Raw genomic sequence first — 26828 nt, 5'->3', positions numbered from 1 at the left:
CGTAAGCGTCGATTCGCCCTGCTCCGAGGTCGCCCTGGCCTCGGAGCAGGGGCGTGCGAGTCGTGCGGCTCGACTCGGATCTGTCCAAGTTGTATGTTGGACCGATGAAAGCGCATGTCTGGATCGTAGCGACACTGCTGGCGATGAGCGCATGTAGTGGCCCTGAATCTGGTAGCCCTGAATCGCAACCGCCGCCGACACCGGCAGCGGCCGCGGATGAAGTGACGCACGAATTGGCCGGCACTCGTTGGGCGCTGGTGCAGCTGGGCGACCAGCCGGTGACGGTCAGCGAGGGCGGGCGAGAGGCGTATATCGCACTCAACTCGAGCGACGGCAGCGTCGTCGGGCACGCCGGCTGTAACCGAATCTCCACGACTTATAAACAGACCGGCGCGCAGATCAGCTTCGGCGACGTCATCGCGACGCGCATGTTCTGCCCGGACATGCCGATTGAAACCGCGCTACTGCAAGTCATGAAGGCTGCCACCGGTTGGCGAATCTCCGGCGCGCAGCTGGAACTGCTGGACAACCAACAAATTGCACTGGCCCGCTTCGAGGCCAAGAATCTCTAAGGCACCCCGTGCAACGCATGCCTCTGCCCGCCGGCGTCTGGGCGCTCGGCATGGTCAGCCTGTTCATGGATATTTCTTCGGAAATGGTCCATGCCTTGTTGCCGGTGTTCGTGGTCGGCACGTTGGGCGCGGGCGCCATCTGGCTGGGCGTGATCGAAGGGGTGGCCGAAGCCACCGCCTGTATCGTCAAAGTCTTTTCCGGTGCGCTGTCGGACCGCTGGGGTAAGCGCAAATCGTTGGCGTTGTTGGGCTACGGCCTGGCGGCAATCACCAAACCGCTGTTCCCGCTGGCGGGCAGTGCCGGGATGGTCTTCGCGGCTCGATGTATCGATCGCGTCGGCAAAGGCATTCGGGGTGCGCCGCGAGACGCGTTGGTCGCCGACTACACGACCCCGGAACAGCGCGGTGCCGCTTATGGTCTGCGGCAGTCGTTGGATACAGTCGGCGCATTCATCGGGCCGTTGATCGCCATCGGCTTGCTGGTGTTGCTGGCGAACGATGTGCGCGCCGTGTTCTGGATCGCGGTCATTCCGGCCCTCATCGCGGTGGCGATTCTATGGCTGGCGGTGAAGGAGCCGACGCACCTCAAGCCGCTGCAAAAACGAGTGGTGGATCTGCGCCCGAAGGATCTGCCCAAAACGTTCTGGGTGGTGGCGATTGTCGCCACGTTCTTCACGTTGGCGCGGTTCTCCGAAGCGTTTCTGATCCTGCGGGGCGCCGACGTGGGCCTGACCATCGCTTGGACACCGCTGGTGCTGGTGGTGATGAACATTGCATACATGTGCTCGGCCTATCCGGTGGGCGTGCTGGCGGATCGGATGCCGCGTCATCACTTGCTGATCGTGGGTGCCGCCGTGTTGATCGTCGCCAATCTCATGTTGGCCGGCGCAAAAGATGTCACCGTCGTTCTCCTGGGCGTCGCGCTGTGGGGCTTGCACATGGGTCTCACCGAAGGCGTGTTCACCGCCATGATTGCCGACGCCGCGCCTGAAAATCTGCGTGGCACCGCCTTCGGTGTGTTCAATCTGATGCGCGGACTGCTGTTGTTGTTGGCCAGCGTGATCGCCGGGGTGATGTGGCAATACGCCGGTCCGCCGGCAACGTTCATCACCGCGTCGGTGTTGGCGGCCTTCTCCATGTTGCTGCTGTTGGCCTCGCGCAGTATGTTGCGAGCATGACAGCCGCTGACATGATCCGATCCTTGCAGCTCACGCCTCATCCGGAGGGTGGCTGGTATCGGGAAATCTATCGTTCCGCGGACCAAGTGCAGCGAGGCCATGAATCTCGCAGTTCCAACACCGCGATCTATTACCTGCTCGAACGGCAGCAGCTCAGCCGCTGGCATGTGGTGGACGCCGACGAGATCTGGCATTTCTACGGCGGGGCGCCGCTGGAATTGCTCGCGTACGATCCCGGTTCTCGACAACTGAAGCGTGAGCTGCTGCATTCGGTGGCCGACGAAGCCCGGCCCGTGGGCATCATTCCTTCCGGTGTCTGGCAGGCGGCACGCAGCCTCGGCGACTATTCGTTGGTCGGTTGCACGGTGAGTCCCGGATTTGAGTTCTCCGGATTTCGGTTCACGGCCGATTTGCCGGAGCATCCAGCCCATTTCGTAGGTGACATGTCCAAATACGCGGCGCTGTTATAGGCCGCCGCGCGCGCCGGAGAGATATGACGCACTCACATTCGCTCCGCCGCTTCCAGCCAACGCTCTGCGTGCTGCTGCTTGGCCTGCTTGCTAGTGGGATCAGCCACGCCGAGACCGTTTGGGTCCGCGCCGGCAAGCTGATCGATGTGGAGCGCGGTCGCGTGCTCAACGATCAGGTGATACGGATCGACGGCGAGCGCATCGTTTCTATATCTGATTTCAAAGCTGCCACTGACACCAAGACGGGCTGGATCGATTGGTCCGGCTATACCGTACTGCCAGGCTTGATGGATCTGCACACTCACTTGGTCGGCAGCATCATGTCGTCCGAGATCGCGGCGCCGCTGTATACCTCTGGTGCCGACGATGTACTGCAAGGCGTAGAGAACGCCCGGCGCACGTTGCGAGCTGGATTCACCACGGTTCGTGATGTTGGTTGCTATCGAGCGTTCACCGACGTGTCGCTACGCAAGGCCATCGATAGCGGCATCATCGAAGGGCCACGCATGTTTGTCGCTGGCGCCTATATCACTGTCACCGGCGGGGGCGGTGAGGTGACGGGGTTTGCGCCTGATGTGGTCGTGCCAGCGGAAATGCGCCGTGGCGTGGCGAACTCGGAAACCGAGATTCGCGAACGAGTGCGAGACCTGATCCGAGGTGGCGCGACATTCATCAAGATCATCGCCACCGGTGCAGTGCTTGCAGCCGGCACCACGCCCGGTACCGCTGAATATTCCGAAGCAGAAATCAAAGCCGCGGTCGACGAGGCGGCTCAGTCCGGAATCTTCGTCACAGCTCACGCTCATGGCGCAGAAGGAATCAAGCGCGCGGTGCGAGCTGGTGTTCGATCCATCGAGCATGGCTCGTATTTGGATGACGAGGGCATCGCTCTGATGAAGAAGCATGGCACCTGGCTGGTGGCCGACATCTATAACGGCGACTACATCGCCGAGGTCGGTCGCCGCGATCATTGGACCGAGGAGATTCTGCGGAAGAACGACGAGACCACGCAGACTCAGCGCGAGGGATTTGCCAAGGCCGTCAAAGCCGGCGTTCGCATTGCTTATGGCACCGACAGCGGCGTCTATCCTCATGGCGACAATGCACGGCAGTTTGTTTACATGGTGCGGTATGGCTTGACGCCGATGGATGCCATCCGAGCTGCTACGCTCAACTCTGCCCAGTTACTGAACAAAGAGCGCGAGCTGGGCTCCATCGCCGCCGGCAAGTTTGCTGACTTGATCGCAGTGGCAGGCGATCCGCTGGCGGACATCGATAAGCTGCGGCAAGTTCGCGGCGTCATCAAAGCTGGCCAGAAAATTCGTTTGGACTAAACCCATGAGCGCACTGCCATCCGAGCGTCGCATGGGTTTCTGGATGTGTCTGGCGCTGGTGGTCGGCAACATCGTCGGCTCCGGCGTCTATCTGTTGCCGGCGTCGCTCGCGCCTTACGGTCTCAACAGCATCTTGGGTTGGCTGATCACCTCCGGTGGCGCCATCGCGTTGGCAGTGGTGTTCGCGCGGCTGTCGAGGCTGTTTCCTAAAGCAGGCGGTCCCTACGTCTATGCGCGCATCGCGTTTGGAGATTGCGTTGGCTTCTTGACCGCATGGGGCTACTGGGTTGGCGCGTGGGTAGGCAACGCGGCGCTGGCCGTTGCGACCGTTGCCTATCTCGCCGAACTCGTGCCCTGGATCAAACACACCGCCGGCGCGCCTGCCTTTGCTACGTGCGCCATCATTTGGATAGTCACCTACGTGAACTGGCGCGGCGCGCGCGAGATGGGGCGCTTACAAGTCGTTACGACCGTGCTGAAACTGGTGCCGCTGGTCGTCATCATTGCGCTCGGCTTGTGGCTCTTGATGACCGCCGATGCGTCGGTGATCAAGGCCAAGCCCGAGCCGTTCTCGATGAGTGCGATCAATGCATCGGCCATGCTCACCTTGTGGGCGCTGCTGGGCTTGGAGTCAGCCACCGTGTCGGCCGGCAAAGTCGACAATCCCGACCGCAATGTGCCGCTGGCCACCTTGTGGGGCACGCTGCTCGCGGCGGGCATTTATATCTTGGCGTGTTCGGTGGCGGTGCTGTTGGTGCCGAGCGAGCAACTCGCAACGTCCAGCGCGCCCTTTGCCGATGTGATTCGTATGTTCTGGGGTGATGGCATCGCGAGCACGCTGGCGTTATTTGCTTGCATCAGCGGCTTCGGCGCGCTCAACGGCTGGACGCATGTGCAAGCGGAGTTGCCCCGAGTGCTGGCCAACGAAGGGGTGTTTCCCAAAGTGTTCGCGCACGAATCGCGTCATGGCACGCCGGACGCGGGATTGATCATCACCAGCGGTTTGCTCACGGTGCTGGTATTGATGAACTACACCCGCTCCATGGTGCAATTCTTTACCTTCATCGTGCTGGTGGTGACGTCGACTTATCTGATGATGTACCTGTGCTGTGCCGTAGCTGCGCTCAAGTTGTGCTGGAACGGCACGCTTGGCGAGGTCGGGCGGCGGTTGTCGCCGTTCCTGCTGATCGCCACGCTGGCCGCGGTCTACTCGGTGTGGACGCTATTCGGTGCCGGCGCCGAGGCCTTCTGGTGGGCCATCGTGTCGTTCGCGGTAGGATTACCGGTTTATTGGATGATGCGGCGACCGGTGGCGGTCGCGACCAGCGCCAGCTCCTGAAGCCAGCCTAACAAAGACATTTCATGGCCCGCGATCCTCGCTACGACATTCTGTTCGAGCCGGTCCGTATCGGTCCGGTCACGGCCCGCAATCGGTTCTTTCAAGTGCCTCATTGCAATGGCATGGGCCACGCCATGCCCGAGGCACACGCCGCCATGCGCGAAGTGAAAGCCGAAGGCGGTTGGGCGGTGGTGAGCACGGAGGAATGTGAGATCCACCCCAGCGGCGACGTCTCTCCCTATGTCGAGGCGCGCCTGTGGGATGACCAGGACATTCCTGCGTTAGCTTTGATGTGCGAGAAGGTTCATGCGCACGGTGCGCTGGCAGCGGTCGAGTTGACTCACAACGGTCCGACCTCATCGAACATGTATTCGCGTGAAGTCGCGCTCGCTCCTTCGCATCAGCCGTTGAAGTACGGTTATCCGAATCAAGCGCGTGGCATGACTCTGCGTGACATCGCGGACTATCGACGCTGGCATCGTGCAGCGGCGCTGCGTGCCAAGCGGGCGGGTTTCGACATCATCTATGTCTATGCGGCTCACGATTTGTCGTTGGCCATGCACTTTCTGCAGAGCCGCCGCAATCATCGCAGTGATGAGTATGGTGGGTCGCTAGAGAACCGAGTGCGACTGCTACGCGAGCTGATTGAAGACACTAAGGATGCCGTTGGCGACAAGTGCGCCGTTGCCGTGCGCTTCGCCACCGAGGAATTCGTCGGCGCCGAAGGCATTCAGCAACAGGAAGCGCGCGAGATCGTGCATCTGCTCGCCGACCTGCCGGACCTTTGGGACGTGAACATCGCGGCCTGGTACAACGATTCGCAAACATCTCGATTCGCGCGCGAAGGATTCCAGGAGCCGTTCACTCACTGGGTCAAGCAAATCACGCGCAAGCCGGTGGTGGGCGTCGGGCGCTTCACGTCGCCCGACACCATGGTGAGCCAGATTCGCCGGGGCATTCTGGATTTCATCGGCGCCGCGCGACCGTCGATTGCCGATCCGTTTCTTCCCAAGAAGATAGAAGAGGGGCGCGCCGAGGACATCCGCGAGTGCATCGGTTGCAACATCTGCGTGTCGGGCGACATGACCAGCACGCCGATTCGCTGCACTCAGAATCCAACCATGGGCGAGGAGTGGCGTAAGAGTTGGCATCCCGAACGCATCGAACCCAAGGGCAGCGACGGACGTGTGCTGGTGGTGGGCGCGGGCCCGGCGGGATTGGAAGCGGCGCTGGCCTTGGGGCGGCGTGGATATGAAGTGCATCTTGCCGAAGCCAGCCGGGAGTTGGGCGGCCGAATCAATCTCGAGTCCCGTTTGCCTGGATTGGCCGAATGGGCTCGCGTGCGTGATTGGCGCGTCGGGCAACTCAACAAGATGGCCAACGTCGCTGTCTATCGCGACAACTTGCTGACCGCGCACGACGTGCTCGAATTTGGCGCCGACCACGTGGTGCTCGCGACCGGCTGTCGCTGGCGGCGCGATGGTTTCGGTCGCAGTAGCGGTCACGCAATCCCCGGCCTGGACGCGCCCAATGTATTTACGCCGGATGATTTGCTGCGAGGAACGTTGCCGGACGGGCCGGTGCTGCTGTTCGACGATGATTCGTTCTATATGGGCAGTGTCTTGGCCGAATTGTTACGAGCTGCCGGCCGCGAAGTGATCCTGGTGTCGCCGGACGATGCCGTGGCCTCGTGGACCAGTTACACGCAAGAGTTTCGGTATATCCAGAAACGTTTGCGGGAACTCGACGTGCAGTTGGTTACTCATTCCACACTGGTCTCGGTAGATGCGGAAGGCGCGTTGCTCGCCTGCGTCTACAGCGGCAAGAAACAACGCATGGCTTGCGCGTCAGTCGTGACAATCACGGCGCGCTTACCTGTGGATGAACTTCAACATGCATTGGAAGCTGAAGAGTCTCGCTGGGCCGAGGCGGGGATTCGATCGGTGCGTGCCATCGGCGACTGCTGGGCGCCGGGGCTGATCGCGCATGCGGTCTACGCCGGTCATCGTTACGCCCGTGAACTCGACGCGCCGATGGCGGTCAATGCCACGTCCGAGGTGCCGTTCCGAAGGCGCCCGGTCCTTGTCTGACATTTAACTCGTGCCTGCCAATGCAACCGGTTACACTCGGCTGAACTAGCCATAGAATCCGCTGCCGGAGGGTGGCGAGAGAGGGGGTTGGATGAACGAGAATTCCTACGACGCCATTGTCGTCGGTACCGGCATCAGTGGCGGCTGGGCGGCCAAGGAGCTGACCGAAAAGGGCTTGAAGACCTTGGTGCTGGATCGCGGCCGGATGGTCAAGCATGGTGAATATCCCACCGCGACCAAAGCTCCTTGGGAGCTTCCATACGCCGGGCGCGCCACTGCTGAAGATCTGCAGCGGCATGAAGTCGCGGCCCGCAGCGGCTACGCCATCACCCAAGCCACCAAACATTGGTTCGTCGACGACACCGAGTTTCCATATAACGAACAGAAACGTTTCGATTGGATCCGCGGCTATCACGTCGGCGGCCGTTCCATCATGTGGGGCCGGCAGAGTTATCGCTGGAGCCCGATGGATTTCGAAGCCAATGCCAAAGACGGAATCGCGGTCGACTGGCCGATTCGTTACGACGATCTCGCACCGTGGTACGACCACGTCGAACATTTCATCGGTGTCAGCGGTCAGAGCGAAGGGCTAGTGCAACTGCCCGACGGCAAGTTTCTGCCGCCCATGGAAATGAACTGTGTCGAGAAACAGTTCAAACAAGCGATGCTGGACAAGTTCGGCCGGCCGCTGACCATCGGTCGGGTCGCGCATCTCACTGCCAAGCTGGATCACAGCCCGCAGCGAGGCACCTGCCAGTATCGCAACATGTGTATTCGCGGCTGTCCGTACGGCGCGTACTTCAGCAGCAACTCGAGCACGCTGCCGGCGGCGGAAAAGACCGGCAACATGACGCTGCGGCCCAACTCCATCGTTTACGAACTCATCTACGACGAGAAGCAGGAACGCGCCACGGGCGTGCGAGTGCTCGACGCGGAGACGCGGCAAACGACGGACTATTTCGCCAAAGTCATTTTCCTGTGCGCCTCCACGTTCGGCTCGGCGTTCATCATGATGAATTCGATTTCCAGCCGCTTCCCCAACGGCTTCGGCAACGACAGCGGCGAACTGGGTTGCAACATCATGGATCATCAGCTGGAAATCGGTGCGCGCGCCGACGTCGATGGCTACGACGACATGTATTACACCGGTCGCCGGCCCAATGGCATTTACATTCCGCGCTATCGCAACGTCGGTAAGGACAAGCGGAATTATCTGCGCGGCTTCGGCTATCAGGGTGGCGCGGGGCGCGGCGGTTGGACCAATCTGATGCTCGATACCAAGCTGGGCAAGGATCTCAAGGAACAGGCCGCGGAGCCCGGGCCTTGGTCGTTTGGGCTCGGCGGGTTCGGCGAGATTCTGCCGTATCACGATAATCGCGTGACCATCGATAAGACGCGCAAGGACAAGTTCGACATGCCGGTGCTGTCGTTCGACGCCACGCTCCGAGAGAACGAGCTGGCCATGCGCAAAGATATGCGGAACGACGCGGCCGAAATGTTGGAAGCGGCCGGCTATCGCAACGTGCGCTCTCACGATAAGGAGATGGGCATCGGCTTGGGCATCCACGAGATGGGCACGGCGCGCATGGGGCGCGAGGCCAAAACGTCGGTGCTCAACAAATGGAATCAGGTGCACGCGTGCAAGAACGTCTATGTCACGGATGGTTCGTGCATGACGTCGGCTGCTTGTCAGAACCCGTCGCTCACTTACATGGCTCTCACGGCGCGTGCGGCTAATCACGCGGTCGAAGAGCTGAAGCGCATGAACATCTGAGGTCGCCCATGAATCCCGACACGATGAATTTGAATCGTCGCCAGGTATTGCAGCGGGTCGCCTATTTGATGGGCGGCGCGGTGTCTGCGCCGGCGGTGCTGGGCCTGCTCAATGGCTGTTCGCCGAAGAAACCCGAGGCGACTTGGCAGCCGACGTTTTTCACCAAGGAGCAAGGTGCGGTGGTGGCAGCGGTGGCGGACATCATCATTCCGCGCACCGATACGCCGGGCGCGACGGATGTCGGTGTGCCGGCCTTCATCGACACCATGCTCAACGACGTTTACACCCAGGAAGATCGTGAGCGCTTCATCGTCGGCTTGAAGGCGTTCGACGATGCGGCTCGCACTCTGCACAGCAAGGCGTTTGTGGAGCTGAACGGCAATCAGCAGACCGAGCTGGTGAAGAAGGTTCACGACGAGGCAGTTGCGGTGGAACTCGCGTTCGACCCGAAGCCCAAGACGTATCAGCGACCGTTCATTCTGGTGACCAAGGAGCTGACGCTGCTGGGCTTCTTCTGCTCGGAAGTCGGCGCTACCCAAGTCTTGCAGTACGTTGCTGTGCCTGGCGGTTATCAGGCGTGCATTCCAATCTCGCAGGCCGGTAACGGCAAGGCGTGGGCTCAGGAAGCGATGGGGCGGTTCTAATCTTTGAGTCTGAGTAGCCGGCGGCGAAGCACGCCGCTGGCACTGGTCGATTCGAACATCACCAACAGTCCCAGCGACACTAGCAGAGGTAGGATTTCATACACCGCGCGATACGCCAGGATGGCTCCCAGCAGCTTGGCTGGCGGGACTTGCGGCAACATCAATAACAACGCCGCTTCCAATACGCCGAGCCCGGCCGGCACGTTGCTGAGTTGGCCGGCGACGAAGGCAATACAGTAAATCGCGATGAATGCCGGCCAGCTCATGTTGAGTTCTGGCGGCATGAACACGTACAGAATTCCGGTCATCAGCGAGATTTGCACCAGGCCGATGGCCAGTTGCAACGACGTGTCACGCAGCGTCGGGACTGGCAGCGTCTGGCCGCGCAGGGTGATTGGTTCTTTGCGACGGATGACGAAGGTCAGCCAGCCGATGTCCTTGGCCAGGCCGATTGCGCCCAGTAACAACACTAAGCCCGTGGAGAGACGCAGGGCCTGCGCCGCGGCCTCGGCGTTGAGCAGAAGTGATAAGTCGATCAGCCAGCCCACGCTGAAGAAGTAGGGCATGGCGGCGAGCAATACGATTGACGCAACTTCGCGGGCTGATAAGCCGTACGCCGCGTACATGCGATAACGCAACGCTCCGCCGCTCACCAGCGCCAAGCCGATGGCGCGTCCGATTGGATTCGCGATCAGTGCCGTTCGAAATGCCACGGCGGCTAACTTTCGTCCGCTCGCCATCGTCACTGCGATGCCTTCGTAGAAACCTACGAGTGCGTAAACGCCAGCACTGAATAGCAGCCCAAGCATCACCGTGCTCGCCGGCTGAGCCAACAGCTGCTGCTTCACATCGTGAAAGTCGATGCTGTGCAGCCGATCGGCCAGCACCCAGGCGGCTAGCCCGAGCATGGGAATCCATAACAACGAGGCCCATTTCTTCATGGTGCGTAAACGCTTCGGACACAGTTCGCGATCATCTCAAACACGTTAATTCGCGCCGCGACCCCTGAACGATGCAAACCCCCTTCTTAGCCCGCTTCCACGCGCCCGAAGTCTGCGGCCCAAGGCCGCGCTACCCCGCCACGCGCGGCGAGCACACGCGAGTCCGGCGTCGCGTTACCCAACTATGCGTGGTGAGCACACGCGAGTCCGGCGTCGCGCTACCCCACTATGCGCTGTGCGCGCCAGCGCTCAGCGCTCGCTCGGTTGTATGACCGCCGCTGTCAACAGTGGTAATGGCTTTTATATCAATCGTTTAAGCTGACACAATTTTCGTTGTGCTCAACCCCATTGACAACGATGGACAGGCCGCCGCAAGATCGGCGCCGACGGTTGCAAGGACGACCGGCCACCGTCGGGGGAATCACGCATAGGGCTCGCCGCCAGGCTTCAAAGGCCTCGGGTGCGCGTGGCCGGCCGGTCTGACAGCAAGGAATCCATAGTTCGCATCGGGGGATTTCAGACATGCGGAACCGACAACAGCATTCACGCGCCCTGGCCTGGACGGCGGCGTCGTTGGGCGGCCTGAGCCTGGCTGCCGTGAACGTGCAAGCCGAAGAGCAGCAGCCAGTGGAAGAGGTGGTGGTCACAGGCTTCCGCGCATCGTTGGCGAATGCGCTGGAAAACAAACGGGAATCGAATCAGATCATCGAGTCGGTGGCCGCCGAGGACATCGGCAAGTTTCCCGACCAGAACGTCGCCGAAGCGTTGCAACGCTTGAGCGGTGTACAAATCGATCGTTCCAACGGCCAGGGCACCAAGGTGCGCATCCGTGGCCTGGACCAAAACGTCACGCTACTGAACAGCGATATTTTTCTGACCGGCCTGGAGCTGTACACCCAGGGCGAAGGCAATTTCCGCGAAACCGATTCGCTCGAAGGCATTCCTTCGGAGTTGCTGGGCGGTGTGGATGTTTACAAATCGCCGAACGCCGCGCAGCTAGAAGGCGGCTTGGGCGGCATCGTCAATCTGAAAACGCGCAGTCCGTTCTCGCTCGGACCGGGAACCAACATCGCAGGCAACTTGCGCTATGCCGACGCTGGCGAAGGTTGGGAGCCGCTCGGCGCGCTGGTCGCGAATCATCAGTTCAACGATCGACTGGCGGTGATCGCTTCAGTGTCCTACGACAAGCAAGTGTTTCAGACCGACGTGCTTGGCGGTCAGAACCGCGGCGGTTGGAAGTTCAGCGATCGCGGCGATCGCACTCGTGTGGCACAGGACTACTTCGCGCCGGAGTATCGCTACGCCACGGATCGTGATGAAGAACGTGAGCGTTTCGGTGCGTCTGTGTCGGTGGCGTTCCGGCCGACCGATGCGCTCGAGATCGAAGCCATGTGGTTTCACTCCAAGCTGGACATTCTGACCCAAGAAGCCTCGATCAAGTTTCCGTTCTCGTTGGAAACCCCGGGCCTGGACACTTCGCGGCCCTACACCATCGACGGCAACGGCGTGTTGTTGAACGGTACGTTCACTGCCAATTCCGCCGAGGCGATTTCCTTCGTCAAGAACACGGACATCAGCTCGGATAATCTGCAGCTGGGGTTGAAGTGGGACAACGGCGGTTCGTTGCGGGCCAGCGGTGCGGTGGCGTACTCGAAGGCCGATCAAGAGAGCGGCAGTGCGAACAACGACGTGCGCTACACGCAGTACAACGTGCGTGCGCTCGGCGGTGGCGCAGGCTTTGCACCGAACGCGTCGGCGCCGGCGAACTATCAGTTCACGTACAACAACAACGGCGGCACGCTGCCGTCTTTCAATCTGGTCGGCAATAACGACCTGTACACCAATCCGAACAATGGCTTCTTCAAGTCCCATTGGGCGTTCGCCGACAACACCGACGCCAAGAACTGGTCGGTGCGCGCCGATTTGCAATGGGATCCGAAGTTCATCTCGTCGGAGAATCTGACCTTCAGCGGTGGTGTGCGCACTGCCAAACGTGAGATCGACTACGAGTTCGGTCGCTATCTCGCCGACTACCACGGCAGCAGCGATCTGGACGGCATCGACTACGGTGCGGACTGGACCAACTTCGGTTACTTCCAGGACGGTGCGATCGGACCGAAGGCTTGCGACTCGCTGAGTGGCGGCGGTGCGCCGTTGGGCACGCCGAATCGGCCGAACTGCGCCGTCGGTAGCCGCTTCGGTAACGCGCCGGCGTTGATCCTGCCGTATCAGACATTGGCCGGCACACCGGGTCGCGTCGAGCGCATCAACGGATTCTGGAGCTCGGGTAACGCTGGCGCGAACAGCGTGCTCGTGCAGAATCGCGGACAGATGAGCAACGCGTTGGCGTGGATTCAATCGCTATATCCGAGCACACCGTTCTCGTTCTTCCCGTCGCCGCTGGAGACGTTCAATGTGGAGGAGAAAACCACGTCGGCGTATCTGATGGCTGATCTAGGCAAGCCCAACGACGGTTATCACATCAATGTGGGTGCACGAATCATGCGCACCGAGTTGAATGTCGCGCAGAACGCCGCGTCGGCCAATCCCACGTTCTGGGGTACGGATAGTTGGAATGGCGTGTTGCGCGATTTCGAAACCAATGTGGTGGATCGTAGCTACACGGATTTCCTGCCCAGCGCCAACTTGGTGTTCGATATCGCCGACGGTCAGAAGATTCGCGTGTCGGCGGCGAAGGTGGTGGCCAGACAGGATCTGTTCCAGCTGGGCCGCGGCTTCGCTACCAACTTCACGCGCAATCCCAGCACCGATCTGTTCGAGTTCACCAACGGCAGCTCGGGCAATCCGGAGCTGCAGCCGTATCGAGCCAAGCAGTTCGACTTGGGCTACGAGTATTATTTCGGCTCGCAAGGGTTGGTGGCGGCTACTGCGTTCCGTAAGAGCGTGGACTCGTTCATCACGGTGGTGACGGAGTCGGTGTTCGTGAACGATCAAGCCGGCGGCCGGTTCGGTCCGGTGGAGCGGCCCATCAATGGCGACGGTGGCACCATCGATGGCTTTGAGGTTTCGGCGCAGTACGCGTTCGACTTCGGCGGCGGTTTCAATCTGAACTACACCTATTCGGATTCGGAGTCGCCGTTCAGTAATGACGTGGATCGGCGGCTGCCGATTCCCGGCGTTGCCAAGAACGCCTACAACGCGCAGATCTATTATCAAAACTTCGGCTTCGAAGCGCGGTTGTCCTATACCTGGCGCGACAAGTCCTTCGATGGCAACTTCCAGTTCGCCGATCAGGTGGCGCCGTTCGATCCGAACAGCGCCGATGACAACATCACCCGCACCTTCGGTGTGTGGAATCGCGACTACGGTCAGTTGGACGCGCAGATCGGTTATCAGCTCACCGACAAGATTGGTCTGACCTTGGAAGCCATCAACCTGACCGAAGAAGATCAAAGCCAATATTTGCAGTACGAGAATCTGCCGTTCGCCTTCGAATCCGGCTCGCGGCGCATTCTCCTCGGCGTGCGCGGCACTTTCGGCGGCGCCTCTCGGTAGTAACGGTGACAGCACGGCAGGAGAAGGGCAACCTCCCGCCTCATCCTGCAACTCCAGCACGGCGCAAGGACTGCGCCGTGCTTTTTTATCTCTGCGCCGGCTCTGCAAGGCCGGCTGCAACTTTGCGGCGAGTCATGGCGTTAGACTCCAAGTCCCACGATGGGCCGGAAGGTCATGACGCTACTCGCAGCCATCGTCGAAACATCCTCCAAAGTGGCGGCCACCTCGGCGCGCCTGGCCAAGGTGCGCGAGCTGGCGGCGTGCATCCGGCAGTTCGCGCCGGAGGAAATCGTGATCGGCGTCGCCTACCTGTCCGGCGAGACGCCGCAAGGTAAATTCGGCATCGGCTATGCCGTGCTGAAGACGGCGAGCGCCGAAGCAACGGCCGCCGAGCCCACCTTGTCGGTGCTGGAAGTGGATCGCCGCCTGACGGAGATCTCAGAACTCCGCGGCACGGGCTCAACCAATCGCCGTGCCGAGGCATTGAGCGAGCTGTTCTCACGAGCCACCGAAGCCGAGCAACACTTTCTAATGCGACTGTTGATCGGCGAACTGCGTCAGGGCGCATTGGCCGGCGTCATGGTGGACGCGGTTGCAGCCGCGGCTCAGATCCCGGTCGATCAGGTTCGTCGCGCGGCCATGTATGCACAGAGTCTCGGCGCCGTCGCTCATGCCGCGTTGATTGAAGGCGAGAGCGCGCTCGCCAACTTTCAACTCGAACTGCTTTCTCCGGTGGCGCCGATGCTGGCGCAAACGGCAGCGGATCCCGCCGAGGCGCTGGAACAGTTGGGCGAAGACGCTGTGTTCGAGTGGAAGATGGACGGCGCACGCATCCAGGTGCACAAGAGCGGCGACGCGGTACACATCTACACGCGCAGTCTCAACGATGTGACAGCGGCAGTGCCTGAGATCGCTGCGTTGGTTAGAGACTTGCCGGCAAGCGAAGTCATTCTGGACGGCGAGGCAATCGCTTTCACCGAGTCGGGTCGCCCGCATCCGTTTCAGGTCACCATGCGTCGTTTCGGTCGGAAGCTCGATGTCGAGAAGCTGCGAGCCGAGTTGCCGATGCGCGCGTATTTCTTCGATTGTCTGCGGCTCGGTGACGAAAGCCTGGCGGACCGACCGACACGAGATCGATATGAAGCGCTGGCTCGCGCGGTCCCGAAAGATCTGATCATTACGCGCCTGGTGACTGCGTCGGAAGAGGAAGCTAGTGCGTTCTACGACGCAGCCATCGCCGCCGGTCACGAAGGCATCATGGCCAAGTCGCTGTCCGCGTCTTACGAAGCCGGCAATCGGGGCGCGAGTTGGCTCAAGATCAAACGAGCTCACACACTGGATTTAGTCGTGCTGGCGGCGGAGTGGGGTCATGGCCGTCGCACGGGCAAACTGTCGAATCTGCATCTCGGAGCCTTGGATCCAGCGACCGGCGAGTACGTGATGTTGGGCAAGACCTTCAAAGGCCTCACCGACGCGATGCTGGAATGGCAAACCAAAGAATTCCTGGCGCGCGAAACTGGTCGCGACGATTGGACGGTCTATGTGCGTCCGGAGTTGGTAGTGGAAATCGCCTTCAGCGATCTGCAAGCCAGTCCGCGTTATCCAGGTGGTCTCGCGCTGAGGCTGGCGCGTGTGAAGCGCTATCGAGACGACAAGCGCATCGAAGACGCCGACACCATGGAGTCAGTAAGAAAAATCTTCGAGGCGCAAAGCGGCTAGGTCGATGCTGGCAACTGCGACGCTGCCGGCGAGGCACGCCGCAGCCGTTGCCGATGCCAATAAGTGAGCGAACGCCACACCCATTCCGCCGGCCCGTAACGGAAGTGCTGTAACCAAAGTGGGCTCCATACCAGCTGCAATACCCAAATCGCCGCGACCACATAGTAAAGCTCGTGTCGCGCCAGTTGGCCGTACCAAGCCAAGCCAGCGCCGGTGAACACGAATAAACAAATCAAGCTTTGGGTCAGATAGTTGGTCAGCGCCATCTGTCCGACGGCTGCAAACAGCTGTGCCACCTTCGAGAACCATCGCGCCTGGCACAGCAAAGCGATGACGCCGATATGTCCGAGCGTCATGGGAATTCGGCCCAGGTCGTACGTCATGAAGGTGCGAAGAATGGTCTCGGGCGCGAACTGTGCTTGCTCCAGTTGCCGCACTTCCGAGAGATTGACGAGCAAGCCCAGCGCGTAGCCGATCACGATCATTGCAAGATAGACGCGAGTAGAGGCAGCGCCTGATAGCACGCCGAGTTTCAGCAACGCCATGCCGAGCAACATCATGCCCATGCATTCGAGCAGGCCGTGCCGGAAAAAGAACTCTGATTGCATGTACCAAACGTCGGCCGCATGCACTCTGAAGGCTGAAACATAGCTTTCGCGTACCGAGGCGACGTTGGCTTCGAGGTTTTCCTGCGATGGTCGGAAGTCTTTTTCTACGGCTTCGAAGTTGTCGAGTGCTTCCTGGTCGCCATCGGCGAGTGGCAAACCAGCAGCCTGGCGCGCGTTTGCAGCTTGAGCGAGTGCCTGCGATTCGCGATAGTCGATCCATTCGCCGACACTCACGCACGTTTGCAGGATCATGAACACGGTTGCGAGTACGAGCAGTCGGCGCGGTGCGAGAGTTCGAAACACGAACAGCGCCAAGCCGACGACGCCGTAGTAGAACAGCACGTCGCCGCTCCATAGCAGCACATAGCCGTTTACCAATCCGAAAACGATCAGCCACAGCGTGCGGCGGAAATACAGATCGGCTGGGCGCAGACCGTTGGCGTGGCTGGCATGCCGTTCCAGAAACAACAGCGCGCTGGCACCGAACAGAATCGTGAACAGGCCACGCAGCGTGCCTTCGAAAAATAGCGCCATGATGCGCCAGACTTCGATGTCGGCCGGCGATTCGTTGCCCCACACGGTGGGGTCGTCGTAAGAGTAGGGCAGGCCGAAACCGGTGATGTTCATCATCAAGATGCCGAGCACCGCGATACCGCGCGTGGTGTCGAGCATGCCGATGCGATCGCTGCCGGCTGGAACGAGGTCGGAGGACATAGCCCAAGCGCCCTGCCGTTGTGGTTTGTAGGAGTCTATGGCAAGAGGAGGCATGGAAACAGGTTCGCGCACTTGGAAGATCGAGCTGCACGCCATCGCGTCCAGCACGCTCACCGACCGGCAGTTCTTGACTGGCGATCGAGCTGGCGTGCCGGTGACGCTGACGGCGGCGCTGCGTTTGCCGCCGGGCATGGCGAAGGTGCCGGCGATGATCCTGCTGCACGGTTCGGGCGGCGCGTCCGGTTACGTCGATGAATGGGCGCGATTTCTCACCGACCGTGGCGTAGCCACCCTGATGCTCGACTGCTTCACCGGGCGCGGCATCGATACAACCTTTGCGAATCAAGAGCAGTTGGGCCGGCTGGCCATGATCGTCGACGCGTATCGAGCATTCGATGCGCTCGCCCGGCATCCGCGCATCGACAGCGGTCACATAGGTTTGATGGGTTTCTCGCGCGGCGGGCAAGCGGCATTGTATGCAGCGGTCCAGAGGTTCCGGCACATGCACGGGCCGACATCGGGTGATTTCGCTGGCAACTTGTCCTTCTATCCGGCCTGTCACACCCGTTATCGCGACGATCAGCGGTTGGTGGATCGCCCTGTGCATGTATTGCACGGCGTGGCCGACGACTTGAATCCCATCGCACCGTGCCGGGACTTTGTAACGCGAGCTCGCCAGGCAGGCGCGCGTATCGAGCTCCACGAATTCCCCTACGCCCGCCACATCTTCGACTGGCCGTTGCTAGCGCAGCCGATGGTGTTACAGAACGTGCGCTCCAATAACGGCGCGCTGCTGGTCGAAGGCGATGACGGCGTCATTCATCTCGAGGGCACGGACATCCCCGCCGCTCAGGCCATCGACCGTTTTACGCTGAATCCGACCATAGCTCATGACGCTGCTGCCCTGGCCGCGTCCCGCACCCTCGTCGCCGCCTTCATAAAGCAGGTTTTGCTCGATTGAGGCGCGCCCGCACCAGGCGAATCCGGCACAATAGCGCGCCGTTTCCTACTTGCCCGCAGGAATTCATCACGTGAGTTTGCAGCTGTCCGCCGCACTGATCATTTTTGTACTCACCATCGCCACCAGTCTGATCGGCCTGTTCGGCGCTCCCAAGCTCATCGATCGCAGCCTGTTCCGGCCTTACTGGTTTTTACGCCGGCGGCAATACGACACCATCGTGCTCAGCGGCCTGGTGCATGCCGACTTGATGCATCTGATCTTCAACATGATGACGTTTTACTTTTTCGGCTTCTTGCTGGAACGCGCCATCGGCTCGACCCACTTCCTGTTGTTGTATGTCGCCGGACTGCTGGTCAGTCACTTCGGTACTTATTGGAAGCAAAAGAACAATCCCGAGTACGCCTGCCTGGGCGCGTCCGGCGCGATATCGGCAGTGCTGTTTGCGGCCATCGTGTTCTTTCCCGATCAATCGTTGTTCATCATTCCGATTCCGGTACCGATTCCGGCGCCGTTGTTCGGTATCGGCTATCTGGCCTACACCTGGTACGCCGCGCGGAATCCGCATGGAAGAATCAATCACGACGCCCATCTGGGCGGTGCGATCACCGGCTTGGTATACGTCGCGCTGATCGAGCCGAGTGCTTTCAGCTATTTGTTTGCTAATTTGTTTTGATTTTGTTCTGACTGAGCTTGGGTCAGGATTGGCGCGTTGTATACGCGCCAAACATTGCGCCGCAGTATGCAAATCGACAGCGATGCATGCTGCTGTCGATGTTCAGTATATAGACGTATTGGCGCGCCCCTGATCGGTGCTACGTTCCGACCTTCTCTCCCCAGCGGAGGTCGGTCATGGAAACAACAAAGATCGATCGTTGGCGCGCCCGTCTTTTAACTGCATCGATGAGTGCGTGTGTTGTGCAGGCAACACTGATGGTCTGCAGCTCGTCGGTAATCGCGGCGCAGGAACAGCCCGAAGAAGTCGTAGTCACCGGCTCGCGCATTCGTCAGAACCCCGTCGATCGCTTCGCACCGTTACAGACTGCCACTGCAGCTGACATCGATCGCAGCGGCGAAATCTCGGTTGCCGATTATTTGCAGCGCCTGCCCATCTCGGGCTCGGCCATCAATCGATCCAATAATTCCAGCGGCAACCTGGGCTTTCCGCCTGACGGCGGCGGCATCGGCGCTGGCGCGAGCGAAATTGATCTTCGTTATCTCGGTTCGAAGCGCGTGTTGGTATTGGTCGATGGCAAGCGTTGGGTGCGCGGCTCATCGGCGAGCGGCGTGTCGGGTGCGGTCGATCTGAACACCGTGCCGACTGCGGCCATCGATCGTATCGAAGTGCTTCAAGACGGTGCGTCGCCCATCTACGGCTCGGACGCGATCGGTGGCGTAGTGAACATCATCACGCGCTCCGACTACACCGGCTTCGATCTCGAAACCAATCAAGCCGCCTTCGATGAAGGAGATGGTTATACGCAGGACTACAGCCTGGCTTTCGGTGCGGGTGCCGAACGCAGCCGTGCGTTCTTCGCTGCCAGCTACTCGCGACAGGATGCGGTGTATTCCAAGGATCGTGACTTATCGCGCGAAGTCATTTATGGCGCACCTCCGGGCATCGGCGGTAGTTCCGGTACGCCGCAAGGACGATTCATCTTTCTGGATCCGCGCGGCGATGTGAATGGCGACGGCAATCCTGACGTCATCAGCATCACGCTCGACAATGGCGTGCTCAACGATGGCACGACTTTGCCGATCTACGACCCGAACAATCCGACGGGCGGCGACTTCCATGCGTTCGCCACGGCGGATCGGTTCAACTTCCGGCCGTTCAATTATCTGGTCACGCCCAGTCGGCGCGTGAATTTGTTCGGCAAGGCTGAGTACGACGTGTCCGATGATGTCGTGTTCCGCTTCACGGCGGCGTACACGAATCGCAAGTCGAGCAATCAAGCGGCACCGAATCCGTTGTTCCTCGGCTCCGACGCCGGTGCCGGATTCTATCTGGACAATATTTTCATTCCGGCCAACCAGCGCTACAACCCGTTCGGCATCGATCTCGACGGCCGCTCCAATCTGATCACACTCGGACGGCGACCGCTGGAGGCGGGCCCGCGCATCTTCGATCAGACGGTGGACACCTGGATGATGTCCGGCACGCTGAGCGGCGAGCTGCAGTTGGCGGACCGGCCGATGTTCTGGGACGTGAGCGTCAACTGGGGGCGCAACAATGCGTCTCAACAAGGTCGAAACATTTTCAACGCACGCAAACTGGCACTGGCGCTCGGGCCCGAAGCGAACTGCCTGGCGGTGCCGGGCTGCGTGCCGTTCAATATTTTCGGCGGTCAAGGACCCAACGGCACCGGCAGCATCACGCAGGACATGCTCGACTGGGCGACCTTCATTCAGAACGATCAAAGCGAACAAGAACTCAACGACATCATCGCCAACATCAGCGGCGACTTGTTCAAGTTGCCGGCCGGCTCGTTCGCGTACGCGTTGGGTTTGGAGTATCGCAAAGAGACCGGTTCCTTCACGCCGGATGCGACTGTGCAGGCGGGCGAGACAGCTGACGTTCCAGCGGCGCCAACAGCCGGCAGTACGCGAGTGCGTGAAGCCTATCTGGAGTTGCGAGCGCCAGTGCTTGCTGATCTGCCGGCAGTGAAACGCTTGGAACTGTCGGCAGCGGTGCGTTCGTCTGACTACGATCGCATCGGTCGCGACGAGGTGTTCAAAGGTGGCGTGTATTGGCGCGTGGTCGACGATCTGGCCTTGCGTGCCAGCTACGCCGAAGGATTCCGCGCTCCCAACATTGGCGAGCTGTTCAACAGCGGCTCCCGCTTCGACAGCAACATCAACGACCCGTGCTCCAACTTCACAGGCAACGCATCGGCCACGATTCGGGCCAACTGCGCTTCGTTGGGCGTGCCGACGTCGTTCGTGCAGATCAATCAGCAGATCAGTGTGCAGACCGGTGGCAACGAGGCGTTACAGCCCGAAACTTCAGAAACCCTCAACGTGGGCTTCGCTTACAACCCGTCCTGGGCCGAGGCGGCTTCCTGGATCGAGCAGTTGACGTTCGACGTCAACTACTACGACATCAAACTGGAGAACGCGATCCAGGCGTTGTCGGCGCAGATCCAACTCACCAACTGTGTGAATACATTGTCGCCGCTGTTTTGTAGCGGCATCGTGCGGGGTCCCGGCGGCTCCATCACTGCGTTTGCCAATCAGCTGACCAACATCGGCCGCATCGAGACCGACGGCTTCGACTGGACCGTGTTGCTGGCGACGCCAGAGGCGAGCTGGGGCTCGCTGCGATTCCAGTGGTCCAACACTTATCTGGCGGGCTACAAGGAATTCACATTGGGCGCGAGCGGACTGGTCGCTACCGAACGTGCCGGCATCGAGGTCGGGTCGCCGACGCGCGGTTTCGTGCGATTCAAGTCGACGCTGGCCGCGGACTGGCTGTTCCACGACTTCGTCACCTCGATCACGCTGCGCTATTTCAGCAAGCTCACCGAAATCTGTCCGGGTGCGCTGGTCGACAACGGGCTGCAAAGCATCTGTTCCGATCCGGTGCGATTACGGAACCAGCTGGACAGCAAGGTCTACACCGATTTACAGCTGAGCTGGACGCCACCGATTTTCGATCAACAACTGCAGCTGGCCGTGGGCGTCAACAACGCATTGGATGAAGATCCGCCGCCGTGCCTGAGCTGCGACCTCAACAACTATGACGGCACGCTCTATCCGGTGCCAGGCCGATTCTTCCATGCCAGAGCCGCGCTCAAATTCTGAGCGCGGCAATCAACAACCAATGGGGAGGATCTTATGAGCAAGCACAATGCTGTGATCTTGGTCGCGATCGCTTCGGCTGCGGGAATGGCCATGACGCCGCGCGTCGCGGCGGCGGCGACGCCATCGGATCAGGACATCATCGAACAAATCATCGTTACCGCTCAGAAGCGCGAAACAGCGCTGCAGGACGTGCCGTTCTCGGTCGCTGCGGCCAGTGAAACTCAGATCCGCAACTCGGGCGCGGGCAACATCGTCGATCTGTCACGTAATTTCGCCGGCTTGACCATCACCGACCTCGGCCCCGGCCAGAGCCAAGTGGCGATTCGCGGCATCAGTGCCGGCCAGGTGGTGCGCGACCAGCCCGGTGTGAAGGAGTCGGTCGGCGTCTATCTGGATGAGTCGGCGATCTCAGTGGCGTTGTTCACGCCTGATCTGGATCTGTTCGACTTGGAACGTTTCGAAGTGTTGCGCGGTCCGCAGGGCACCTTGTTCGGCGCCGGTTCTTCGTCAGGCACGGTTCGTTACATCACGCGTCAGCCTCGGATCGGCGCGTTCGAAGGCGCTGCCGAAGTGGGCGCTTACACCGGCACCGATACCGATTGGGGCGGCAACCTCAAAGGCATGATCAACGCGCCGCTCGGTCAGACCGCAGCCGTGCGTTTGGTTGGTTATTACAATGAGATCGCTGGCTTCATCGATTCGGTGTACCCGGGCCGGGCGAAGCGCGAGGACGTGAACAGCGGCGAAAAGACCGGCGCCCGAGTGTCGGTGCTGATTCAGCCCAGCGAAAACATTTCCGTCACGCCGCGCATCGTCTACCAGAAGCTCGAGACGGACGGCTATCCGCGTATCGATGTCTACAACGTGCTCGGTAATCCCTTTACGACCACTCAACCGGCGGTGAATCCCGGCAGGCGCGGCCAAGTCACGCAGTTTCGCGAAGGCATCGAGGATGAGATTACCTTGGCGGATCTGAAGCTGGAGTTTGGGTTGGGCGGATTGACGCTCACTTCCATCAGCTCGTACACGGATCGCGATGTGGTGGTGTTACGCGACGCGTCTCAGCTCACCGGCAGCGTCACTCTGTCCTTGAGCGGCACCTCGGGAATCGCAACGCCGGCCGATGTTCGGCTGAACTCGCCGCTGTACGACACGACGTCGTTGAAGGCCTTCAGCCAGGAAGTGCGGCTGGCTTCGGATGGCGGTGGCGGCTTCGAATGGTTGGTCGGTGCGTTCTATCAGGACATCGATCGCGACTATGGCCAGAACTTGCCGACCCCCGGCTACGATGCGTTGCTGACGCGGCTCGGGGTTCCAACCAGCGCCGCTTTCAACGCTCCGCCCGACACGCCGTTTTATTCCAGAGTGCCTTATGACTTCCAACAGTTCGCCGTGTTCGGCGAGGGCACGCTGCATTTCAATGAGCAATGGAGCTTGACCGGTGGTTTGCGCTACTACGACTTCGAAGAAGAGCGATTGCTGACCTTCGCTGGTGTGTTTGCGGATGTGGGCTACACGAGGCAACCGGGCTCTACCAGCTCCGACGGGTTCTCGCCGCGCGTGATTCTGTCTTTCGAGCCCGACGACGATGTGTTGCTGACTGCGCAAGTGGCTCGCGGCTTCCGGCTCGGCGGCATCAATGATCCGCTCAACGTAGCTCTGTGCAGTGCCGACGATCTAGTGACGTACGGCGGTCAGCCCACATTCCAAGACGAGAAAGTGTTGAACTACGAAATCGGTGCCAAGACGATGCTGGCCGATCGGCGAGTGACGTTCAATGCGTCGGTGTTCTTTTCCGACATCGACAATCTGCAAGTGATTGCCGACGCCGGCTCCTGTTCCTCGCGCATCGTGCTCAATGCACAGGCTCAAGCGATTGGCGCCGAAGTAGAGATCTTCGCGCGCCCCGACTCGCATTGGGATCTGGGTTTGTCGGCGACCTATGTACAGGCGGAGATCACCGAGTCGCGCTTGAATGCTACTGGCTCGCCCATCGCTGGCATTCGCGACGGCAACCGCTTGCCCACCTCGCCGGAGTTTCAAGCGGCCGCTTCCGTGACTTACAACTGGCCGTTCTCGAACACGTTGGAAGGCTTCGCGAATTTCACCTTCCAGCATGTGGGCTCGTCCTACACCCAACTGGCCGATCAGGAGCCGCCCACCGGTTGTGTGGGTTGTCCGGGAGCGCCGGGCTTTTTCGCATTCGGTGCGCCGACCATCAGCAGCTTCACTTTCGATCCGGAGCTGCCTAGTTATGAGCTGGGCAATTTGCGCTTCGGCGTGCGCTCGGATGTTTGGGAGGCGGCGGCGTTTGTGAACAATGTATGGGACGAGCGCGCCTTCCTGTCGCTGGATCGCGAACGAGGCACACGGGCTCGCGTCGGGTATCTCACCAACCTGCCGCGCACATATGGTGTGTCGTTGCGAATGAATTTCTGAATCGAACAAGTAAAAATTGCTAAATGACGCCGGTAGTGCGGCCGGCGTCGCTCCCGCCGGCGTCGAACGGTTATCATCGCCGTTCAACTTTTGCCGAGGACTGGGAATGGCAGCTTCACGTCGCACTCTGGACGTCAACATGGCCGTCGCCGCAGGCGTCATGCTGGTGCTGGTCGCGCTGGCCGGTTGCGATCGCTCGAACGAGCCGAATGCTCGCGCCACCGAGCCGCCGGCGCCAGTGGTCAACGTCGAGTGGGCCAAGTACGTTGACCAGTTCGTCGAAAGTTATTTCCGCGCTCATCCCGACTTCGCGGTGGGGCAGGGCCGTCATGAATTCGACGGACAGCTGCCTGACTGGAGCGCCGAAGGCATCAAGAAAGAAATCGCGCGGATGGAACAGATGCGCGTCAAGGCCGTGGGCTTCAAGGACGAAAGCCTCATGCCCGAAGAGCGTTACCAGCGTGACTATGTAGTGAGCCGCATCGACAACGATCTGTTCACGCTGCGCGACTCGCGCCAGCCGTTCACCAATCCGGCTTGGTATTTCGAGGCCGGCCTCGATCCGAACACCTATGTGAATACGCCTTATGCGCCGGCAGAGCAGCGCGCTCGCGCATTCATCGCGTACGTGAAGCAAGTGCCGGCGGGTTTGGGTCATATCAAGACCAATCTGCAGTTGCCGCTGCCGCGAACTTTCATCGACTACAGCGTCGCGAGTTTCGGCGGTTTCGCAGAGTTCTATCGCAAGGACGTGCCGCAGGCGTTCGCGGAAATACCCGACGATCTAAAGAAAGAACTGACTGCGGCCATCGAGCCGGCGGCCGTTGCCATGGATGATTTTGCGAAGTGGTTGGAATCTCAGCGCGCCACGGCCAACGACGCCTATGCGCTCGGTCCCGAGCGGTTCTCCGCCATGCTCCGTATGACCGAGAACGTCGACGTGCCGTTGGATCGGATCGAAGCCATCGGTCGCGCCGATTTGGAGCGCAATCTGGCGGCGTTGGAACAGGCGTGCAAGGCGTTCGCGCCGGGCGCGGAGATCGAAGAGTGCGTAGCTCGTGTGACGGCCGACAAGCCCGAAGGGGGTGCCGTTGCCGGTGCGCGTGCGCAGCTTGCGACCATCAAGAAGTACATTCTGGATCAAGACATCGTCAGCATTCCCGGCACCGAAGAAGCCAAGGTCGAAGAAGCGCCGGCGTATCGACGCCAGAATTTCGCGTACATCAATATTCCCGGGCCGTTCGAGAAAGAGTTGCCGTCGGTGTATTACATCGCGCCGCCGGATCCGAAATGGTCCAAGGCCGAGCAGGAGGCCTACATTCCGGGTAAGGCCGATTTGTTGTTCACTTCGGTGCATGAAGTGTGGCCCGGCCATTTCCTGCAGTTCCTGCATTCGAATCGTTCGTCGTGGCGCTTCGGCCAGTTGTTCGTCGGCTATGCGTTCGCTGAGGGTTGGGCTCACTACGGCGAAGAGTTGATGGTCGAGCACGGCTTCGCCGCCACCCAGCCGGAGCTGCACATCGGCCAGCTGTTGAACGCGTTGCTCAGAAACGTTCGCTACATGTGTGCCATCGGTCTGCACACCCAAGGCATGACCGTCGCTCAGTGCGAGCAGAAGTTCAAAGAACAGGCGTATCAGGATGCCGGCAATGCTCGGCAGCAAGCGGCGCGCGGCACTTACGATCCGGGCTATCTGAACTACACCCTGGGCAAGCTGATGATCCGCAAGCTACGGGAGGACTGGTCGGGCAGTCGCGGCGGGCGGCAGGCGTGGAAACAATTCAACGACGAGTTCCTGTCCTACGGCGGTCCACCGATTCCGCTGGTGCGTGCGCAGATGCTGCCCGGCCCAGCAGGCGATCTGTTCTGAACTATTTCGACGTAGGTCTATTGAATGTAGATAGGGTGCGCAGGTCGCGTGACATCTTGATCGCGTCTTCAACGCCGCTGTAGTAGCCGTCGACGCGATCGGTTTCGCGATAGCCCATCGAGGCATAGAAGTGGCGCGCGTCCCGTTTGACGGCGCGCACTTCCAAGCGCACCAGGAACAGGCCGGCCACCATCGCCGTCTCTTCCACCCATTGCACCAGCCGGCGACCGAGCCCTTGCCGGCGATAGGCTTCGGCGACACCGAGTAATGCGATGTGCACGGATTCCTCGCCGTACTGGGCCAGGATGAAACCGGCAAGACGATTTTGATCGCGCGCGATCACGGCCGCACATTCGCGTTGGCGCATCAAACCCGCCACTCGCCGGGGCGTCCAGCTCCAGGGCAGGTCGGCTTCGATCAAATCGCGCGACAGGTGGGCAATCGTCGGAGCATCGCCCATGCGCGCGGGACCGAGAGTGAAAGTGCTCATCGGGCTCGATATTAACCAAATCGCGGCCGGGGGGAGCCGGGCGCGGCCGTTGCTGCTAGGTGCCCGGCTGGGGACGAGCCAGGTGAGTGAAGCGCACGTCCAGCAAATCCGCCATCAACGCCTCGGTGACGGGCCAGCGACCGCCGCCCCGACCATGAATGAGGGTTTCCTGTCCGTTGGCGCGAGTGATCAGTAGCCTGTTCCATTCAGGGTGTACCTGGGCCAGTGGGTCGCGCGAATCGAGTGCTTCCAATTGCAGCTGCCCGAACACGCGATGGCTGATTTTCCACGCGCGAGCCACCAAGCGGAGTGTGCAGTTCTCGGTCAGCGCATCGCGTGCCCGGTTCATCGATTCAGCATCCAGTGCG

The 26828-nt window shown here is 60.6% G+C and carries 18 protein-coding genes and 1 pseudogene; 15 read left to right on the top strand and 4 right to left on the bottom strand.

The window, feature by feature from the left end; translation table 11 throughout:
• Positions 1–53 precede the first annotated feature (53 nt).
• The 8 genes from JNL55_RS27290 (at position 54) to JNL55_RS27255 (ending at position 9401) form a co-directional block, all read left to right on the top strand.
• On the top strand, positions 54–572 hold the full coding sequence (locus JNL55_RS27290; protein WP_293862041.1) for an META domain-containing protein: 519 nt from the start codon (positions 54–56) through the stop codon (positions 570–572).
• A gap of 17 nt (positions 573–589) precedes the next feature.
• Positions 590–1750, top strand: coding sequence for an MFS transporter (locus JNL55_RS27285; protein WP_293862044.1), 1161 nt, complete (start codon positions 590–592; stop codon positions 1748–1750).
• A complete protein-coding gene (locus tag JNL55_RS27280) occupies positions 1747–2220 on the top strand; it encodes a cupin domain-containing protein (RefSeq protein ID WP_293862038.1) in 474 nt (157 codons plus the stop codon). The genes JNL55_RS27285 and JNL55_RS27280 overlap by 4 nt, the downstream gene beginning before the upstream one ends.
• Positions 2221–2243: 23 nt before the next feature.
• Positions 2244–3554: a metal-dependent hydrolase family protein gene (locus tag JNL55_RS27275; protein WP_293862035.1), complete on the top strand. Its 1311-nt coding sequence runs from the start codon at positions 2244–2246 to the stop codon at positions 3552–3554.
• A 4-nt stretch (positions 3555–3558) separates the two neighbouring features.
• Positions 3559–4893, top strand: a complete 1335-nt coding sequence (locus JNL55_RS27270; protein ID WP_293862032.1) for an amino acid permease — start codon at positions 3559–3561, stop codon at positions 4891–4893.
• 23 nt (positions 4894–4916) lie between these two features.
• Positions 4917–6983, top strand: coding sequence for an FAD-dependent oxidoreductase (locus tag JNL55_RS27265; RefSeq protein ID WP_293862029.1), 2067 nt, complete (start codon positions 4917–4919; stop codon positions 6981–6983).
• A 91-nt stretch (positions 6984–7074) separates the two neighbouring features.
• Positions 7075–8757, top strand: coding sequence for a GMC oxidoreductase (locus JNL55_RS27260; RefSeq protein ID WP_293862026.1), 1683 nt, complete (start codon positions 7075–7077; stop codon positions 8755–8757).
• Between the two features lie 8 nt (positions 8758–8765).
• Positions 8766–9401, top strand: coding sequence for a gluconate 2-dehydrogenase subunit 3 family protein (locus JNL55_RS27255; protein ID WP_293862023.1), 636 nt, complete (start codon positions 8766–8768; stop codon positions 9399–9401).
• Here JNL55_RS27255 and JNL55_RS27250 read toward each other — a convergent pair.
• A complete protein-coding gene (locus JNL55_RS27250; protein WP_293862020.1) occupies positions 9398–10342 on the bottom strand; it encodes a lysylphosphatidylglycerol synthase transmembrane domain-containing protein in 945 nt (314 codons plus the stop codon). The two genes, JNL55_RS27255 and JNL55_RS27250, sit on opposite strands and share 4 nt — an antisense overlap.
• Before the next feature lie 522 nt (positions 10343–10864).
• Here JNL55_RS27250 and JNL55_RS27245 point away from each other — a divergent pair.
• Together JNL55_RS27245 and JNL55_RS27240 are read left to right on the top strand one after the other, a co-directional pair.
• Complete coding sequence (locus tag JNL55_RS27245; protein ID WP_293862017.1) at positions 10865–13858, top strand: TonB-dependent receptor; 2994 nt, start codon at positions 10865–10867, stop codon at positions 13856–13858.
• Between the two features lie 174 nt (positions 13859–14032).
• The gene (locus JNL55_RS27240) at positions 14033–15577 is read left to right on the top strand and encodes an ATP-dependent DNA ligase (protein ID WP_293862014.1); all 1545 of its coding nucleotides are present in this window, start codon (positions 14033–14035) and stop codon (positions 15575–15577) included.
• Here JNL55_RS27240 and JNL55_RS27235 read toward each other — a convergent pair.
• Positions 15574–16899, bottom strand: coding sequence for a DUF418 domain-containing protein (locus JNL55_RS27235; protein ID WP_293862011.1), 1326 nt, complete (start codon positions 16897–16899; stop codon positions 15574–15576). The genes JNL55_RS27240 and JNL55_RS27235 overlap by 4 nt on opposite strands.
• Before the next feature lie 52 nt (positions 16900–16951).
• Between JNL55_RS27235 and JNL55_RS27230 the strand changes: the two genes are divergently transcribed.
• The 5 genes from JNL55_RS27230 to JNL55_RS27210 all read left to right on the top strand — a co-directional run bounded on the left by JNL55_RS27230 (position 16952) and on the right by JNL55_RS27210 (position 25970).
• Positions 16952–17860 carry a dienelactone hydrolase family protein gene (locus JNL55_RS27230; protein ID WP_293862008.1) on the top strand — a complete coding sequence of 303 codons (909 nt, stop codon included), beginning with the start codon at positions 16952–16954 and terminating at the stop codon, positions 17858–17860.
• 70 nt (positions 17861–17930) lie between these two features.
• On the top strand, positions 17931–18533 hold the full coding sequence (locus tag JNL55_RS27225; protein WP_293862005.1) for a rhomboid family intramembrane serine protease: 603 nt from the start codon (positions 17931–17933) through the stop codon (positions 18531–18533).
• Positions 18534–18760: 227 nt separating this feature from the next.
• Positions 18761–21661, top strand: coding sequence for a TonB-dependent receptor plug domain-containing protein (locus JNL55_RS27220; protein ID WP_293862002.1), 2901 nt, complete (start codon positions 18761–18763; stop codon positions 21659–21661).
• Positions 21662–21694: 33 nt separating this feature from the next.
• Positions 21695–24100, top strand: a complete 2406-nt coding sequence (locus JNL55_RS27215) for a TonB-dependent receptor (RefSeq protein WP_293861999.1) — start codon at positions 21695–21697, stop codon at positions 24098–24100.
• 106 nt (positions 24101–24206) lie between these two features.
• On the top strand, positions 24207–25970 hold the full coding sequence (locus tag JNL55_RS27210; protein WP_293861996.1) for a DUF885 domain-containing protein: 1764 nt from the start codon (positions 24207–24209) through the stop codon (positions 25968–25970).
• 1 nt (position 25971) lies between these two features.
• On the opposite strand, the gene JNL55_RS27205 is transcribed toward JNL55_RS27210, so the two are convergent.
• Both JNL55_RS27205 and JNL55_RS27200 read right to left on the bottom strand, forming a co-directional pair.
• On the bottom strand, positions 25972–26460 hold the full coding sequence (locus JNL55_RS27205; protein ID WP_293861993.1) for a GNAT family N-acetyltransferase: 489 nt from the start codon (positions 26458–26460) through the stop codon (positions 25972–25974).
• A 55-nt stretch (positions 26461–26515) separates the two neighbouring features.
• Positions 26516–26828, bottom strand: a pseudogene (locus tag JNL55_RS27200) (hypothetical protein); the annotation flags it as partial.

This window comes from Steroidobacter sp., assembly GCF_016790065.1.
In the GTDB taxonomy this organism is placed as follows: domain Bacteria; phylum Pseudomonadota; class Gammaproteobacteria; order Steroidobacterales; family Steroidobacteraceae; genus Steroidobacter.
The sequence above is the reverse complement of the archived record's forward strand: the minus strand, read 5'-3'. Positions and strand labels throughout refer to the sequence as shown.

Excerpts from the sequence above, each read along its gene's own strand:
- JNL55_RS27255 (WP_293862023.1), top strand. The coding sequence starts at position 8,766 with ATGAATCCCGACACGATGAATTTGAATCGTCGCCAGGTATTGCAGCGG.
- JNL55_RS27265 (WP_293862029.1), top strand. The coding sequence starts at position 4,917 with ATGGCCCGCGATCCTCGCTACGACATTCTGTTCGAGCCGGTCCGTATC.
- JNL55_RS27210 (WP_293861996.1), top strand. The coding sequence starts at position 24,207 with ATGGCAGCTTCACGTCGCACTCTGGACGTCAACATGGCCGTCGCCGCA.
- JNL55_RS27240 (WP_293862014.1), top strand. The coding sequence starts at position 14,033 with ATGACGCTACTCGCAGCCATCGTCGAAACATCCTCCAAAGTGGCGGCC.
- JNL55_RS27275 (WP_293862035.1), top strand. The coding sequence starts at position 2,244 with ATGACGCACTCACATTCGCTCCGCCGCTTCCAGCCAACGCTCTGCGTG.
- JNL55_RS27280 (WP_293862038.1), top strand. The coding sequence starts at position 1,747 with ATGACAGCCGCTGACATGATCCGATCCTTGCAGCTCACGCCTCATCCG.
- JNL55_RS27285 (WP_293862044.1), top strand. The coding sequence starts at position 590 with ATGCCTCTGCCCGCCGGCGTCTGGGCGCTCGGCATGGTCAGCCTGTTC.
- JNL55_RS27220 (WP_293862002.1), top strand. The coding sequence starts at position 18,761 with ATGAGTGCGTGTGTTGTGCAGGCAACACTGATGGTCTGCAGCTCGTCG.
- JNL55_RS27205 (WP_293861993.1), bottom strand. The coding sequence starts at position 26,460 with ATGAGCACTTTCACTCTCGGTCCCGCGCGCATGGGCGATGCTCCGACG.
- JNL55_RS27250 (WP_293862020.1), bottom strand. The coding sequence starts at position 10,342 with ATGAAGAAATGGGCCTCGTTGTTATGGATTCCCATGCTCGGGCTAGCC.
- JNL55_RS27270 (WP_293862032.1), top strand. The coding sequence starts at position 3,559 with ATGAGCGCACTGCCATCCGAGCGTCGCATGGGTTTCTGGATGTGTCTG.
- JNL55_RS27260 (WP_293862026.1), top strand. The coding sequence starts at position 7,075 with ATGAACGAGAATTCCTACGACGCCATTGTCGTCGGTACCGGCATCAGT.
- JNL55_RS27245 (WP_293862017.1), top strand. The coding sequence starts at position 10,865 with ATGCGGAACCGACAACAGCATTCACGCGCCCTGGCCTGGACGGCGGCG.
- JNL55_RS27215 (WP_293861999.1), top strand. The coding sequence starts at position 21,695 with ATGAGCAAGCACAATGCTGTGATCTTGGTCGCGATCGCTTCGGCTGCG.
- JNL55_RS27230 (WP_293862008.1), top strand. The coding sequence starts at position 16,952 with ATGGAAACAGGTTCGCGCACTTGGAAGATCGAGCTGCACGCCATCGCG.
- JNL55_RS27235 (WP_293862011.1), bottom strand. The coding sequence starts at position 16,899 with ATGTCCTCCGACCTCGTTCCAGCCGGCAGCGATCGCATCGGCATGCTC.